This is a genomic window from Halorubrum rarum, assembly GCF_048380895.1.
Classification (GTDB): domain Archaea; phylum Halobacteriota; class Halobacteria; order Halobacteriales; family Haloferacaceae; genus Halorubrum.
This window is the reverse complement of sequence record NZ_JBLWMN010000004.1, coordinates 110,222-123,076: the sequence shown is the minus strand read 5'-3', so window position 1 is coordinate 123,076 and position 12,855 is coordinate 110,222. Positions and strand designations below refer to the sequence as shown.

The window sequence follows — 12,855 nt, the reverse complement described above, 5'->3', positions numbered from 1 at the left end:
CCGGTGTTCGGGACTACTCGTGGAGGTCGAGCTCGAACTGTTCGTTCTCGCTGACGGCGTTGAGCACGACGCTGGTGTTCGACTCTCGGATGTTCTCGTCGGTGAGCAGTGCCTTGATCTGATCGTTCATCCCGTCGGTGTCGGTGAACTTCCCGATCGCGATGACGTCGTAGTCGCCGGTGACCTCGTACACGCTTACCATCTGTTTCTCCTGCCGGAGCTTCTCCGTGACGTCCGGCAGCGCGGAGCCCTCGACTTTGAGTTGGAGCACGGCGGTCACGTCGTATCCGAGCTTGTCGTAGTCAACGATCGGTGTGTATCCACGGACAACGTCTTCGTCCTCCAGATCACGGAGGTGGTTGGAGACGGTCGTCACGGAGACGTCCAGTTCCTCACCGAGGCTCCGGAGGCTGGCGCGACCGTTGCCGAGTAGCGAGTTTACGAGCTTGGCGTCGAGGTTTTCGTACGTCATTACACCCACCAACGTCGTGGGGGGTTTAGAATTTTACGAACGTCCACTACTCAACGGAGCCCGGCGGTTCATGCACCAAGCGACAAGGCCTTTATACTGGGTGATGCAGAACTAATCGTCCAGAACATGACGGACGAACACGCAAAGACGGACGGCGGACTCAGTGCGGAAGAGCAGGCGGTCCTCGACGAGATAGACGAACAGAACGTCGATTTCCTTCGGCTCCAGTTCACAGACATTCTCGGCGTCGTGAAGAACGTTTCCGTCCCGGCCCACCAGGCCGAGAAGGCGTTCACCGAGGGAATCTACTTCGACGGCTCCTCGATCGAGGGGTTCGTCAGGATCCAGGAGTCGGACATGCGGCTCGTGCCCGACCCCGACACGTTCGCGGTGCTCCCGTGGCGCAGCGGCGACGACGGCTCCGCGGCCGCACGGCTCATCTGTGACATCGTCACCACGGAGGGCGAGCCGTTCGATGGCGGTCCCCGGCAGGTGCTCAAAAGCGTTCTCGAGCAGGCGGACGACATGGGATACTCCGTCTCCATCGGGCCCGAACCGGAGTTCTTCCTCTTCGAGACCGACGACGACGGCAACGCCACGACGATCCCCCACGACAACGGTGGCTACTTCGATCTCGCGCCCAAGGACCTCGCGAGCGACGTCCGCAAGGAGATCATCTTCATGCTGGAGGACATGGGATTCGAGATCGAGGCGTCCCACCACGAGGTCGCCGAGGGGCAACACGAGATCAACTTCAAGTACGACGACGCGCTTTCGGCCGCGGACAACATCTCGACGTTCCGCGCCGTCGTCCGCGCCGTCGCGAGCCAACACGACCTCCACGCGACGTTCATGCCCAAGCCGATAGCGAAGATCAACGGCTCGGGGATGCACACCCACATCTCGCTGTTCGACGACGACGGAAACGCCTTCGCCGACGACTCCGACGAGTTCAACCTGAGCGAGACCGCCTACCAGTTCATGGGCGGCATCCTGAACCACGCGCAGGCGTTCACGGCGGTCACCAACCCGACCGTCAACTCCTACAAGCGACTGGTGCCCGGCTACGAGGCCCCGATCTACGTCGCGTGGTCCGACACGAACCGCTCGGCGCTCGTCCGCGTCCCGGACGCCGCGGGCGTCTCCGCGCGCTTCGAGGTCCGCAGCCCGGACCCGTCGTGTAATCCGTACCTCGGACTGGCGTCGATAATCGCCGCCGGTCTCCACGGCATCGAGACGGGAGCGGACCCCGGCGAGCCGGTCCGCGAGGACATCTACGAGTTCGACGACGAGAAGCGCGAGGAGTACGGCATCGACACGCTCCCGCCGAACCTCGGCGCGGCCGTCGAGGCGCTCGAAGCCGACGAGGTCGTCTCCGAGGCCCTGGGTCCGCACGTCTCCGAGAAGTTCGCCGAGGCGAAGAGCCAGGAGTTCAGCGAGTACCTCACCCAGGTGTCCGCGTGGGAGGAGGACCGCTACCTCGAGACGTTCTAGCGGGACTCACGACTCCGTTTCTCTTCGTTCAGTTCGACCGACCCGCGGTTTCGACGTCTCCGATCCCTCCGACGTCTCTACGCTCTCCGATCCCTCCGATTCACGACACCGACGGTCGTCCGTCGGTGGCGAGTCTCCTCGCCAGTCCGGGCGCGGCGATCACCGCCGCCGCCGTCAGCGCCGTGAGAACCACGGCGATCGGGAACGCCGGCTCGACGACGAACACCGCGATCCAGATCCCGCCCGCGACCGCGAGCGTCGGGACGGCGATCCGTCCGGGAACCGGCGGCTCGTCGCCGCGGAGCGTCCGCCACCCGATCGCGCCGCCGATGGCGGTGCCGACGCCGATTCCTCCCGAGACGACCTCCTCTGCGTGACCGCCGACCACTGCCGCCGCGACGGCGGCCGCCGCGAGGACGGCCGCCAGGAGGAACACGGGGACCGGATCGATCGGTCGGCCGGTCCGATCCGGGCGGAGCCGCTCGTCGCCCGCGAGCCACAGTCCGACCGCGAGGACGGTGACGCCCAGGACCGCACCAACGACGATGTCGGCGAGGTAGTGCACGCGGATGACGACCCGCGAGACCGCGACGGCACCGACGACGACCGCAGCCCCGATGAGGCGACGGCGCGGGGCGGCGACCCGGTCGAGGAGAAGCGCGAACGCCCCGTAGGCGACGATCGCGCCGGTCGCGTGCCCGCTGGGAAAGCCGAACCCGTCGGACTCGATCTCGCCGGCGAACCACTCCGCGAGGAGCCCGGGAAGCCACGTCGGGACAGCGGGCGTCGTCGGCGGGCGTGGGACGGCGATGGCGGCTTTGCCGAGCGTGACCGCCGCGAGCGCACACGTCACGAGCGCGATGGCGACCGCGCCGGCGCGTCGGGGGTTCTCGGCGAGCCGGTCGTCGCCGAACCAGTAGACGGCCGCCAGCAGCGCGAAGAGGAACCAGACGTCCGCGAGCTGCGTCACCGCCGCGAAGAACACGACGACCGCGTCAGGGAGGTGCTCGACGACGGCGAACTCGCCGACGCCGCGCGCCGTGAGGGAGAGCCCGTCCATCTACTCGTCGCCGCGGTCGCGCGCGTAGTCGATCGCCTTCCCGGGCGTCTCGAGCAGGTTGAGCCCGATCCCGACGATGATAAAGAGGGTGTACAGTCCGAGCGTCGACAGTCCGAGGACGATCATCGCGGCGATGGCGTAGATCCCCTCGAGGAAGGTGAACGCGCCGAGCGTCAGTATCGTCCCGTACAGTAACACGAGGTACGGACCCCATCCGCGGGCGTGACCCCGTCGCATTCGCGATCGGACGTACCCTTTCAGCTCCGACTCGAGGTCCGGTCGGTCGACGGTACGGCGCTGGACGTCCGCCTCGAACTCGTCGAACTCCGCGCGAAGCCGGGTGACCTCCGCCTGCAACGCGGCGACGTCCGGTGCCTCCCGCGGACGTTCGTCGTCGCCGTCGGCGGTCCCGCGGTTCGACTCTCCGTGCATACCTGTGGATCGAACGCGCCCGTGTTGTAGCTGCCGGTCCATTGCGTCGGCTGGGGTCGGACCCTGCCCCGGACGGGCGTCCGGACCGCCCATCGGTTCACCCGGGAACCCCGGTTCGTGTCCCGCGAGCACGACGTTGATAATGGCCCCCAGCACGACGACGATGGCGGCGATGTACAGCCACGTCACTAAAAGCAGGATGCCGCCGATGATGCCGTACACCTGGTACTGTCCCGCACTCGCGGCGTATATCTGGAAGCCAGCCTGCAGCACCGTCCACCCGATCGCCGCGAAGACCGCTCCGGGCAACGCCTCTCGGACGGTCACCTCGGGGTTCGGAAGCAGGTAATACATCGGGAGGAACACGACCGTAAGCAGGACCGGTAACAGGAGGATGCTCACGGTTCCGACGAAGGGAACGGCGTCGACGGCGGCGAGGAACGCCCCGACTGCGACCATCGCGCCGAGCCCGAGCCCGATCCCGACGACGACGGAGGTGGCGTCCGTCAGCTGGTCGAGGAACCCCACCTGCTCTTCGACGCCGTACACCTGCAGGAACGCGGTGTCGAGCCCGCGAAACACCTTCAGCGTCGACCACAGAAGCACCGCCACGCCGAGAACGGTCGCGCCGGATCGTCCCTGTGCGGAGGCGACTGCGAGTTCAATCGTCTCCTGACCCGCAGGCGTGAGGAACTCGCCGGTGGCCGAGAGCAACTGCCCGGCGATCGCCTCGCCGAAGACGCTGCTGGCGATGACGACGAGCAGGAGCAGCGCGGGGATCAGCGAGACGAACGCGTAGTAGGCGACGCTGGCGGCGAGAAACGTCACGTTCTGATCCATCGCGGCATCGACGACGAGCCGAACGTCTCCGACGACGGCGGTCCGTTCTCTGGTCACACGGTACCGTTCGGCCGACTGATACAAAACGAGTTGGGTCGGAGATATCGCGGACGGTCTCCCCGGACTCACGGACGTGCCCGCCGGAACCGTCGGCGGGATACGGGTGTCGCGGCATCGTCGGGCCACTGCGGCATCGTCGGGTCACCGCGGCATCGCCCGGCCGCCGCGGCATCGTCCGGCCGCCGCGGTCACACACGTGGAATCGGACCGGAAACGTGACCGGATCTCGGACACCTCACGGGGGCAACGCACATGGTTGCCACCGGCGTATGGACAGCCATGAACGTCGACGTGTTGCTGTACGACGGCTTCGACGAACTCGACGGGATCGGCCCGTACGAGGTGTTCGACTACGCGATCGGCTACGCTGCCGACGGCGAGGACCGTCAGGGGGGCGATCGGGTGGACGCTCACTCCGGACGGGTCCGATACGTCACGCTCGACGACCGAGAGGCCGTGACGGCGAGTCACGGGACTCGCGTCGGCGTCGACGGGACGCTCGCCGACCCGGACGCGTCGGACGCTCCTGACCTCCTCGTCGTTCCCGGTGGGGGATGGAACGCGCGCGACGAGGAGGCGAGCGCGTGGGCGGAGGCCCAGATCGGGGCGATCCCTGCGGCGCTCTCGACGTACCACGAGGCGGGCGTCCGGATCGCGTCCGTCTGCACGGGAACGATGTTGCTCGCGGCGTCCGGCGTCACTGACGGTCGGCGAGTGGTCACACACGCGGGTGCGCTGGCGGAACTCCGGGAGTCCGGCGCGGCAGTCGTGGACGCTCGGGTCGTCGACGACGGCGATCTGGTGACGGCCGGCGGCGTGACCTCCGGACTCGATCTCGCCTTATACGTCGTCGAGCAGGAGTTCGGCGAGGCGATCGCCGAACGGGTCGCGACGGTCATCGAGTACGAGCGCCGCTACGAGGTGCAGTGACTGCCGAGCGGACCGTTCTCCCGCTCACCGACCGACTCGGTCCTGCATCCAGAAAAGCTATGCACGCCGCTCGATGAGCGGGTCGTATGGCACGACGCAGCCACGGCCGCGAACTGGACTACTCCCGCATGACGAAAGCCGGCGTGTTCATCGGTGTCGCGCTGTTTCTCGTCGGCGTGGTCGCCGAGTACGGCCTCCACGCGACCGGCTCGGCGACGGAGACCCTCGACGCCGTGTTCCTCACGATGGAGCTGTCAGGGCCGCTGATCGCGGTGCTTTCGGTGTTCGTGTTCGCGATCGCGCTCCCGTTGATCGAGTGAGTGCCGGTCGAGTGAGAGCCGCACTGGCCGGCGTTCGCCTCACCCGTCGACGGTGACGACCGTACAGTCGAGTTTCTCGCGGAGGAACGCGTCGATGTCGGGGTCCGAGAGCAGCTTCTGGACCATCCGCCGCCAGCGCCCTGCCTGCTTCGAGCCGATGACGACGACGTCCGCGCCCTCGGCGGCGATCTCCTCTAAGATCGTCTCCTCGACGAGAAACCCCTTGCGGACGACGTAGCGCGCACGGTCCAGCCGCCCGATCCGACGCTCGACGGCACGTTTCAGCTCCGTCCGCGTGACGCCGTGGCTGTTCTGATACAGGTCGACGTGGAGGATGGTGAGGTCGGCGTCGCGTTCCTCGGCGATCCGAACCGCCTCGCGCAGCGTCGCCTCCGAGTGTGCCGACGGCGGGTAGCGTACCGGCACCACGACCAAGCTCATACCGGTCGGTTGCACGCGTCGTATAAATACGCTGTCGATACACTCCGCCACGGGCCACCGGACTCAACGAGACCCTCGGAGGAGCATCACCGGATTCAGGGGCGAGCAGCGGATTCAGGGGCGAGCAGCGGATTCAGGACATGTCCGAGACGGCTCGCTCGTTCTCCAGCGCGCGTCGGGTCGACTCGTCGATCTCGACGAGGTGACACAGCGGGTTACCGGGATACACGACCGGGTTCTCCAGCACGCCGATCAACAGCCCGGTGAACGGCGCTTTGATGCCGAGTGCGTCCTCCTTGAAGGGGTTGGTGATCGTCGCGATCCGGTCGCCCTCGTGGACGAGCGAGCCGCTCTCGTAGTGCGTATCGACGATCCCGCCGGCGTCCGCACGGAGCCATGTCTTCTCACCGGACCCGGCAACGAGCGTCCGCCAGCCGGGCCACCGGACGGTGTCGGTTTCGAGCATCCCGTACTCCGCGAACACCGACCTGACGCCCGCGAGCGCGTCGTCGATGAGCTCTCGCTGAAACCGGTGAGCCTCACCCATCTCGATCGTGATCGTCGGCGTCCCCGCGTCGGTCGCCTCTCCGCGGAGCGTGCCGCTCGGACCGTCGCTGTCGAGGATCACGCTGGAGCCGAACGACATCGCGAGCCGGTGGACCTCGTCGTCGGTCATGTCGCCGCGAACGTGGAGCATGTTCGTCCGACCGCGCGTCGACGTGTGGAAGTCGAGCCCGAGATCGCACGGCTCGATGAAGTTCGAGTAGATCCGGTGGGCCATCCGATTCGAGCTGGTCGATCCCGGTTTCCCCGGAAACGACCGGTTGAGGTCGCGGTCGTACACCGGCAGGTAGCGCTGCTGTGCCAGAAACCCCGGCACGTTCAACACCGGGAGACAGACCAGCGTTCCCGCCAGATCGCGCAGATCCCACTCGTGAGCGACCTCTCGGACGACCTCGATCCCGTTGAGTTCGTCACCGTGAGCGGCCGCAGAGAGGAACGCGGTCGGCCCGTCCCGTTCGCCGTTGATGATGGTCACCGGGATCCGAACCGGGTCCCCGAGGTACGTCTCGCTGATTCCGTAGCGGATGTTCTGGGTCTCTCCGGGCGGGACCGCACCGCCGTTGTACGTGAAGACCCGGTCGTCGCTCATGTCCCACCGCAACAGCGGCGTAGGTATATATATAGCGTCCCGGAGGAGGATGTCAATAGTCCCCGATCCGCAATCGGTATCTGTGACGGGAGTTCGCATCCTCGAGGTGCGGAAACGACGCGTACACGGAGGCGATGACGACCGCGACGCCCTCGCGGATCGATCGAGTGTGTTTTTACGCCGGCTATCACACCAGAACCCATGACTCAGGATTCAGTTCGGGTGGGAGTGCTCTCGCTTCACAACAGCAAGGAGACGAAAGCGATATGCAACGCGATAGAGGACCTCGGCCACGAACCCGTGTGGCTGCGCGAGGAGAACGTCGCGATACGCGTCGACGACGGTGACGTCGACATCGAGCCCGCGGTCGACGTCATCGCGAACCGGCTCCTCCTCTCGAACACCGATCAGCCCGCCGAGCTGCTCGGGTTGGCGAAGACGTTCGAGCGGATCCGCCCGACGCTGAACGATCCTGACGCCGTCCTCACTGCGGTCCACAAGTTCGCGGCTGCCGCGACCCTCGCGGACTGGAACATCCGCGTCCCCGACGCGCTGCTCGCGCTGTCGAACGATCGGCTCAACGAGGGCCGCGAGCGGTTCGGCGACGTGGGTGTGTACAAGACCGCCATCGGAACGCACGGCGGCGGCACCTGGAAAGTCGACCTCACGGAGCGCGTGAACCCGAAGGTCGGGAACCGGCAAGCGTTCCTCCAGCGACTCATCGATCGCGACGACGAGGAGCACCGCGACCTCCGCGTGTACACCGTCGGCGACGAGATCGTCGGATCGATGTACCGCTACGCGCCGGAGGGCGACTGGCGAACCAACGTCGCGCTCGGCGGTGCAGTCGAGGACGCCACCGACGACATGCCGGACGAGGCGGCGGAGACCGCCCTCTACGCCGCGGAAGTGATGGGGCTCGATTACGCCGGCGTCGACCTCGTCGAGGGGTACGACGGCTGGTACGTCCTCGAAGTGAACCCGACGGCCGGCTTCAAGGGCCTCTTCGAGGCCACCGGTCGGAGTCCCGCCCCACACATCGCGAGGCTCGCCATCGAGACGGTCGGCGGCGAGGTCGACGACGAGACGGTCGAGCGACTGTCGGCGACGCTCGACGACTCGCGGCCGTCCTGTGCGCCCGTTCCGAAGCAGATGCCGGACGAGCAGCCCGTCATCGGCTACATCGAGGAGGTCGTCGCCACCGGAACCTCGGGGTCGACGCAGGCGCTCGCGAAGTCGGACACCGGAGCGACCCGGACGAGCATCGACACCTCGCTCGCGGCCGAGATCGGTGCCGGCCCGATAAAGAGCATGACGCGCGTGAAATCCGGGAGCATGAAGGGCGGGAAAGCGCGCCCCGTCGTCGATCTGGTCATCGGCATCGGCGGCAACCAACACACCGTTACCGCGAGCGTCGAGGACCGCGGCCACATGGAGTACCCGCTGCTGCTCGGTCGGGACATCCTCGAACACTACAGCGTCGACGTTCGCAAGCGGGCGGACGCCGACCCCGCCGAACGCGGCGAGAGCGCGGAACGACTCGAGGAGTAGCCGGCGGCAGCCACTCCCACCCCGTGGACCTCCCACGGTCGGTCCACAGTTTATAAACGATACCGAGCCATCCCGGTCCGTGACCTGAGTCCCGACACGCGACGGTTCGCGGGCGTCCGGCGTCGCCGTCGCGTGCAACCTGCGTACCTCCCGATCGACCGTCGACGCCGGCTGTTCGCCATTTCACGTCGCACGTCGCCGACGGTCCGCTACGGCTCGTAGGCCGCCCACACGTACCGCGTCCCGTAGCTCCGGTACGGTCGCCACGCCTCGGCGATCTCGCGCATCTCCGCTCTCGACAGCTCCTCGCCGTCGTTGTACAGCGCCTCGAGCCCGCGCCGGACGGCGAGGTCGCCGAGCGGGAGCACGTCCTCACTTCCCAACGCGAACAGCAGATACATCCGCGCGGTCCACTCGCCGACGCCCGTGATCGTCGTCAGCTCCGCGACGACCGCCTCGTCGTCCGCGTCCGCCAGCGCCCCGCGAGTCAGGTCCCGTTCCTCGAACGCCCTCGCCGCCGCCCGAAGGTACGCCACCTTCGTCTCGCTGAGCCCGGCGTCCCTGAGTCGGTCGGCGTCCGCCGCGAGCACTCGCTCCGGGGATACCTCGTCGTCCAGAACGGCAAAGGCGCGCTCGCGGATCGCGGCGGCGGAGGCGGTCGACAGCTGCTGGTTGACGATCGACACGCAGAGCCGGCGGAACCCGTCGTCCGCGGGCTCGACCGCCAGTCGACCGTGCCGGTCGATCAGCGTCGCCATCGTCGGGTCCGCTCGGAGTGTCCGCTCGACATCGTCGTCCATCGCTTCCCGTTCCGGCTCGGAGCCGCAAGTCGGTTTCGCGTCGGCATTGAATTCAACTCTACGTGAGTTTCTCGTTTCAAAAAGGGAAACGTTGAACCGAAACGGTTCCGACCGGTGGAACATGGAGCTCGAAGACGTGCAACGAGTGACGGTGCTCGGTGCCGGGAACATGGGTCACGGCATCGCGGAAGTCGCTGCGCTCGCCGGCTACGACGTGGCGATGAGAGACATCAACGAGGAGTTCGTGCAGAACGGCTACGACCAGATCGAGTGGTCGCTCGGCAAACTCGCCGAGAAGGACCGGATCGGGGACGAGGAGGCCGATGCCGCGCTCGACCGCGTCGAGCCGTACGTTGACCTGGCGGACTCGCTCGCCGACGCCGACGTGGTGATCGAGGTCGTTCCGGAGAAAATGGCGATCAAGCAGGACGTGTACGAGGAGGTCGTCGAGTACGCCCCCGAGGAGGCGATCTTCGTCACCAACACGTCCAGCCTCTCGATCACCGAGCTCTCGGAGGTGACGGACCGTCCGGAGCGGTTCTGTGGTATGCACTTTTTCAACCCGCCCGTTCGGATGGATCTGGTCGAGGTGATCTCCGGTGCACACACCGACGAGGCGACGCTCGACCTGATCGAGGGGCTTGCGGAGTCGATGGGGAAGACGCCGGTTCGCGTACGCAAGGACAGCCCCGGGTTCATCGTCAATCGAATCTTAGTCCCGCTGATGAACGAGGCGGCGTGGATAGTCGAGTCCGGCGACGCCGACATCGAGACGGTCGACTCCACGACGAAGTTCGACATGGGGCTCCCGATGGGTTCGTTCGAGCTCGCCGACCAGGTCGGGATCGACGTCGGCTACCACGTCCTGGAGTACATGCACGAGGTGCTCGGCGACGCCTACCGCCCGTGCCCGCTGCTCGCCGAGAAGGTCGAGGCCGAGGAGCTCGGCAAGAAGACCGGCTCCGGCTTCTACGACTACGAAAACGGCGGCGCGCAGGTCCCGACCGACGCGGTCGACGCGGACGTCCGTCGCCGCCTGCTCGCGGTGATGGCCAACGAGGTCGCCGGACTGATCGGCAACGACGTCGCCGACGTCGACGACATCGATCGGGCGGTGATGCTCGGTGCGGGCTTCCCGGACGGTCCCGCCAAGCTCGCCGACAGCGAGGGACTCGACGAGCTCGTCGAGGTCCTCGACGCGCTCTCCGAGGAGACCGGCGAGGAGCGCTACGAGGCGACAGACCACCTGCGATCGGCCGCCCAGGCGGGCGGGTTCCGCGGCGGTGACGCGGAGGCCGAGGACGGGGACGGCGATACGGGAACCGACTACGACACGCTCACCGTCTCCGTCGAGGAGCGGATCGGCCACATCGAGATCGACCGCCCCCACAGGATGAACACGATCAGCGGAGAGCTGCTCGACGAGCTCGCCGACGCGATCGACCGGCTCGACGCGGACGACGAGGTCCGTGCCATCCTCCTGTCCGGGGCGGGCGACCGCGCCTTCTCCGCGGGAGCGGACGTACAGAGCATGGCCGCGGGCGGCGGTGATCCGCTCGAGGCGGTCGAGATCTCCCGGAACGGGCAGCAGACCTTCGGCAAGCTGGAGGAATCCGATAAGCCCGTGATCGCCGCCATCGACGGCTACTGTCTCGGCGGCGGGATGGAACTCGCGACCGCGGCCGACCTTCGGATCGCCTCCGAACGGTCGGAGCTCGGCCAGCCCGAACACGACCTCGGACTGCTTCCGGGGTGGGGCGGCACCCAGCGACTCGCCCGGATCGTCGGCGAGGGACGCGCGAAGGAGATAATCTTCACCGCCGACCGCTACGAGGCGGAGACGCTGGCGGAGTACGGCTTCATCAACGAGCTCGTCCCCGACGACGAGCTCGACGAGCGAGCGTGGGAGCTCGCCGAGCAGCTCGCCGCCGGCCCGCCGATCGCCCAGCGCTACACGAAGCGTGCGATGCACGCCGGTCGAACCGACGACGAGGCCGGCCTCGAGGTCGAGGCGCAGGCGTTCGGACACCTGATGAACACGGAGGACCTCATGGAGGGGATGACCGCGTTCATGGGCGACGGCGAGCCGGATTTCAAAGGGAAGTAGAACGTACGCCGTCTTCGATCGGCGGTCGCTGATCCCGCTTACACGTACCCTTCTTCGACGAGCAGTTCACCGTTCAGAATCGATGCGCCTGCCGCGCCGCGGATCGTGTTGTGTGCGAGACAGTTGTACTTGAAGTCGGAACCCGATCGCTGGATCCCGCCGGCAACGATCCCCATTCCGTCCGCGTACGTCCGGTCGAGGCGGGGCTGCGGGCGGTCGGGCTCGTCGTCGCCGTACACCTTGATCAGCTGGTCCGGTGAGCTGTGCAGGTCGGCGCTCTCGAAGCGCTCCATCGCGTCGCGGACGTCCTCGATGGACGGGTCCGCGTCGAGTCCGACGAACACGTTCTCCAGGTGGCCGTCGAGCGTCGGGATCCGGTTACAGGAGGCGGCGACGTCGGCGTCATGGAGGCTGAGCTCCGCGCCGTCGAACCCGCCGAGGAGCTTCCGCGACTCGGTCTCCATCTTCTCCTCCTCGCCGCCGATGTGGGGGATGGCGTTGTCGATGATCTCCATGGAGGTGACGCCGGAGTAGCCGGCACCGGAGACCGCCTGTAGCGTGGAGACGTGAACCGTTTCCAGGCCGAACTCGTCGAGTGCGGCGAGCGTCGGGACCATCGTGATCGTCGAGCAGTTCGGGTTCTTCACCAAGGCCCCGTCCCAGCCGCGCTCGTCGCGCTGGACGTCGATGAGCCCGAGGTGATCGGGGTTGATCTCCGGGATAGTAAGGGGAACGTCCTCGGCCATCCGATCGTTCGAGGAGTTCGAGGAGACGACGTACCCCTCCTCAAGGAAGGCGGGCTCGACCTCCGCGGCGACGCCCGACGGGAGCGACGAGAACAGCAGATCGACGTCCGCGTCCGCGATGGCGTCGGGGTCGGTCGCGACGACCTCCATCCCGGCGACGTCGTCGGGGATCTGCGTGTCGACTCGCCACTTGGCCGCCTCACGGTACGTCTTCCCCTCGCTCGACGCGCTCGCGGTCACGGCCGCGAGATCGAACGTCGGGTGGTCGTCGAGCAGTTGAATAAACCGCTGGCCGACGGCTCCGGTCGCACCGAGGATTCCGACTCGTACTGACATTGCACGGTACTGAGTCACAGCCACGTAAGTGCGTTCGGATATTCGTCCATCCGCCGGTCGTGACGACTCGTCGGAATCCCGGTCGATCCATCGACGATTCGTCGGCTTCTCAC

Annotated in this window: 12 protein-coding genes; 5 read left to right on the top strand and 7 right to left on the bottom strand. The window is 67.0% G+C overall.

Translation table 11 applies throughout. From position 1 onward, the window contains the following. Positions 1 to 13 precede the first annotated feature (13 nt). Positions 14 to 472 carry an HTH-type transcriptional regulator Lrp gene (gene lrp, locus ACNSN7_RS04075; RefSeq protein WP_418280858.1) on the bottom strand — a complete coding sequence of 153 codons (459 nt, stop codon included), beginning with the start codon at positions 470 to 472 and terminating at the stop codon, positions 14 to 16. Between the two features lie 126 nt (positions 473 to 598). On the opposite strand from lrp, the gene glnA reads away from it, so the two are divergent. Further along, positions 599 to 1,966, top strand: a complete 1,368-nt coding sequence (gene glnA / locus ACNSN7_RS04070; protein ID WP_418280857.1) for a type I glutamate--ammonia ligase — start codon at positions 599 to 601, stop codon at positions 1,964 to 1,966. A gap of 100 nt (positions 1,967 to 2,066) precedes the next feature. On the opposite strand, the gene ACNSN7_RS04065 is transcribed toward glnA, so the two are convergent. After that, positions 2,067 to 3,026, bottom strand: a complete 960-nt coding sequence (locus ACNSN7_RS04065) for a phosphatase PAP2 family protein (RefSeq protein WP_418280856.1) — start codon at positions 3,024 to 3,026, stop codon at positions 2,067 to 2,069. Next, positions 3,027 to 4,298, bottom strand: coding sequence for a YihY/virulence factor BrkB family protein (locus ACNSN7_RS04060; RefSeq protein WP_418280976.1), 1,272 nt, complete (start codon positions 4,296 to 4,298; stop codon positions 3,027 to 3,029). 339 nt (positions 4,299 to 4,637) lie between these two features. Here ACNSN7_RS04060 and ACNSN7_RS04055 point away from each other — a divergent pair, with 339 nt between their 5' ends. Beyond that, on the top strand, positions 4,638 to 5,288 hold the full coding sequence (locus ACNSN7_RS04055) for a DJ-1/PfpI family protein (RefSeq protein ID WP_418280854.1): 651 nt from the start codon (positions 4,638 to 4,640) through the stop codon (positions 5,286 to 5,288). Positions 5,289 to 5,374: 86 nt separating this feature from the next. Further along, positions 5,375 to 5,608: a DUF7860 family protein gene (locus ACNSN7_RS04050; protein ID WP_418280853.1), complete on the top strand. Its 234-nt coding sequence runs from the start codon at positions 5,375 to 5,377 to the stop codon at positions 5,606 to 5,608. 39 nt (positions 5,609 to 5,647) lie between these two features. Here the strand turns inward: ACNSN7_RS04050 and ACNSN7_RS04045 are convergent, their stop codons facing one another. Both ACNSN7_RS04045 and ACNSN7_RS04040 read right to left on the bottom strand, forming a co-directional pair. Continuing rightward, positions 5,648 to 6,049, bottom strand: a complete 402-nt coding sequence (locus ACNSN7_RS04045; protein ID WP_418280851.1) for a universal stress protein — start codon at positions 6,047 to 6,049, stop codon at positions 5,648 to 5,650. Positions 6,050 to 6,182: 133 nt separating this feature from the next. After that, entirely contained in the window at positions 6,183 to 7,202 is a 1,020-nt protein-coding gene (locus ACNSN7_RS04040; protein WP_418280850.1) for a succinylglutamate desuccinylase/aspartoacylase family protein, read from the bottom strand. A 201-nt stretch (positions 7,203 to 7,403) separates the two neighbouring features. Here ACNSN7_RS04040 and ACNSN7_RS04035 point away from each other — a divergent pair, with 201 nt between their 5' ends. Further along, positions 7,404 to 8,753, top strand: a complete 1,350-nt coding sequence (locus tag ACNSN7_RS04035) for a putative ATP-dependent zinc protease (protein ID WP_418280848.1) — start codon at positions 7,404 to 7,406, stop codon at positions 8,751 to 8,753. A 209-nt stretch (positions 8,754 to 8,962) separates the two neighbouring features. Here ACNSN7_RS04035 and ACNSN7_RS04030 read toward each other — a convergent pair whose 3' ends face one another. After that, the gene (locus tag ACNSN7_RS04030) at positions 8,963 to 9,553 is read right to left on the bottom strand and encodes a DNA-3-methyladenine glycosylase family protein (RefSeq protein WP_418280847.1); all 591 of its coding nucleotides are present in this window, start codon (positions 9,551 to 9,553) and stop codon (positions 8,963 to 8,965) included. A gap of 121 nt (positions 9,554 to 9,674) precedes the next feature. Between ACNSN7_RS04030 and ACNSN7_RS04025 the strand changes: the two genes are divergently transcribed. Beyond that, positions 9,675 to 11,660 (top strand): 3-hydroxyacyl-CoA dehydrogenase/enoyl-CoA hydratase family protein, encoded by a 1,986-nt coding sequence (locus ACNSN7_RS04025; protein ID WP_418280845.1) that lies wholly within the window; start codon positions 9,675 to 9,677, stop codon positions 11,658 to 11,660. Between the two features lie 38 nt (positions 11,661 to 11,698). Here ACNSN7_RS04025 and asd read toward each other — a convergent pair whose 3' ends face one another. Next, a complete protein-coding gene (gene asd, locus ACNSN7_RS04020) occupies positions 11,699 to 12,742 on the bottom strand; it encodes an aspartate-semialdehyde dehydrogenase (RefSeq protein WP_418280844.1) in 1,044 nt (347 codons plus the stop codon). Positions 12,743 to 12,855 lie beyond the last annotated feature (113 nt).

Excerpts from the sequence above, each read along its gene's own strand:
- lrp (WP_418280858.1), bottom strand. The coding sequence starts at position 472 with ATGACGTACGAAAACCTCGACGCCAAGCTCGTAAACTCGCTACTCGGC.
- glnA (WP_418280857.1), top strand. The coding sequence starts at position 599 with ATGACGGACGAACACGCAAAGACGGACGGCGGACTCAGTGCGGAAGAG.
- ACNSN7_RS04065 (WP_418280856.1), bottom strand. The coding sequence starts at position 3,026 with ATGGACGGGCTCTCCCTCACGGCGCGCGGCGTCGGCGAGTTCGCCGTC.
- ACNSN7_RS04060 (WP_418280976.1), bottom strand. The coding sequence starts at position 4,298 with ATGGATCAGAACGTGACGTTTCTCGCCGCCAGCGTCGCCTACTACGCG.
- ACNSN7_RS04055 (WP_418280854.1), top strand. The coding sequence starts at position 4,638 with ATGAACGTCGACGTGTTGCTGTACGACGGCTTCGACGAACTCGACGGG.
- ACNSN7_RS04050 (WP_418280853.1), top strand. The coding sequence starts at position 5,375 with ATGGCACGACGCAGCCACGGCCGCGAACTGGACTACTCCCGCATGACG.
- ACNSN7_RS04045 (WP_418280851.1), bottom strand. The coding sequence starts at position 6,049 with ATGAGCTTGGTCGTGGTGCCGGTACGCTACCCGCCGTCGGCACACTCG.
- ACNSN7_RS04040 (WP_418280850.1), bottom strand. The coding sequence starts at position 7,202 with ATGAGCGACGACCGGGTCTTCACGTACAACGGCGGTGCGGTCCCGCCC.
- ACNSN7_RS04035 (WP_418280848.1), top strand. The coding sequence starts at position 7,404 with ATGACTCAGGATTCAGTTCGGGTGGGAGTGCTCTCGCTTCACAACAGC.
- ACNSN7_RS04030 (WP_418280847.1), bottom strand. The coding sequence starts at position 9,553 with ATGGACGACGATGTCGAGCGGACACTCCGAGCGGACCCGACGATGGCG.
- ACNSN7_RS04025 (WP_418280845.1), top strand. The coding sequence starts at position 9,675 with ATGGAGCTCGAAGACGTGCAACGAGTGACGGTGCTCGGTGCCGGGAAC.
- asd (WP_418280844.1), bottom strand. The coding sequence starts at position 12,742 with ATGTCAGTACGAGTCGGAATCCTCGGTGCGACCGGAGCCGTCGGCCAG.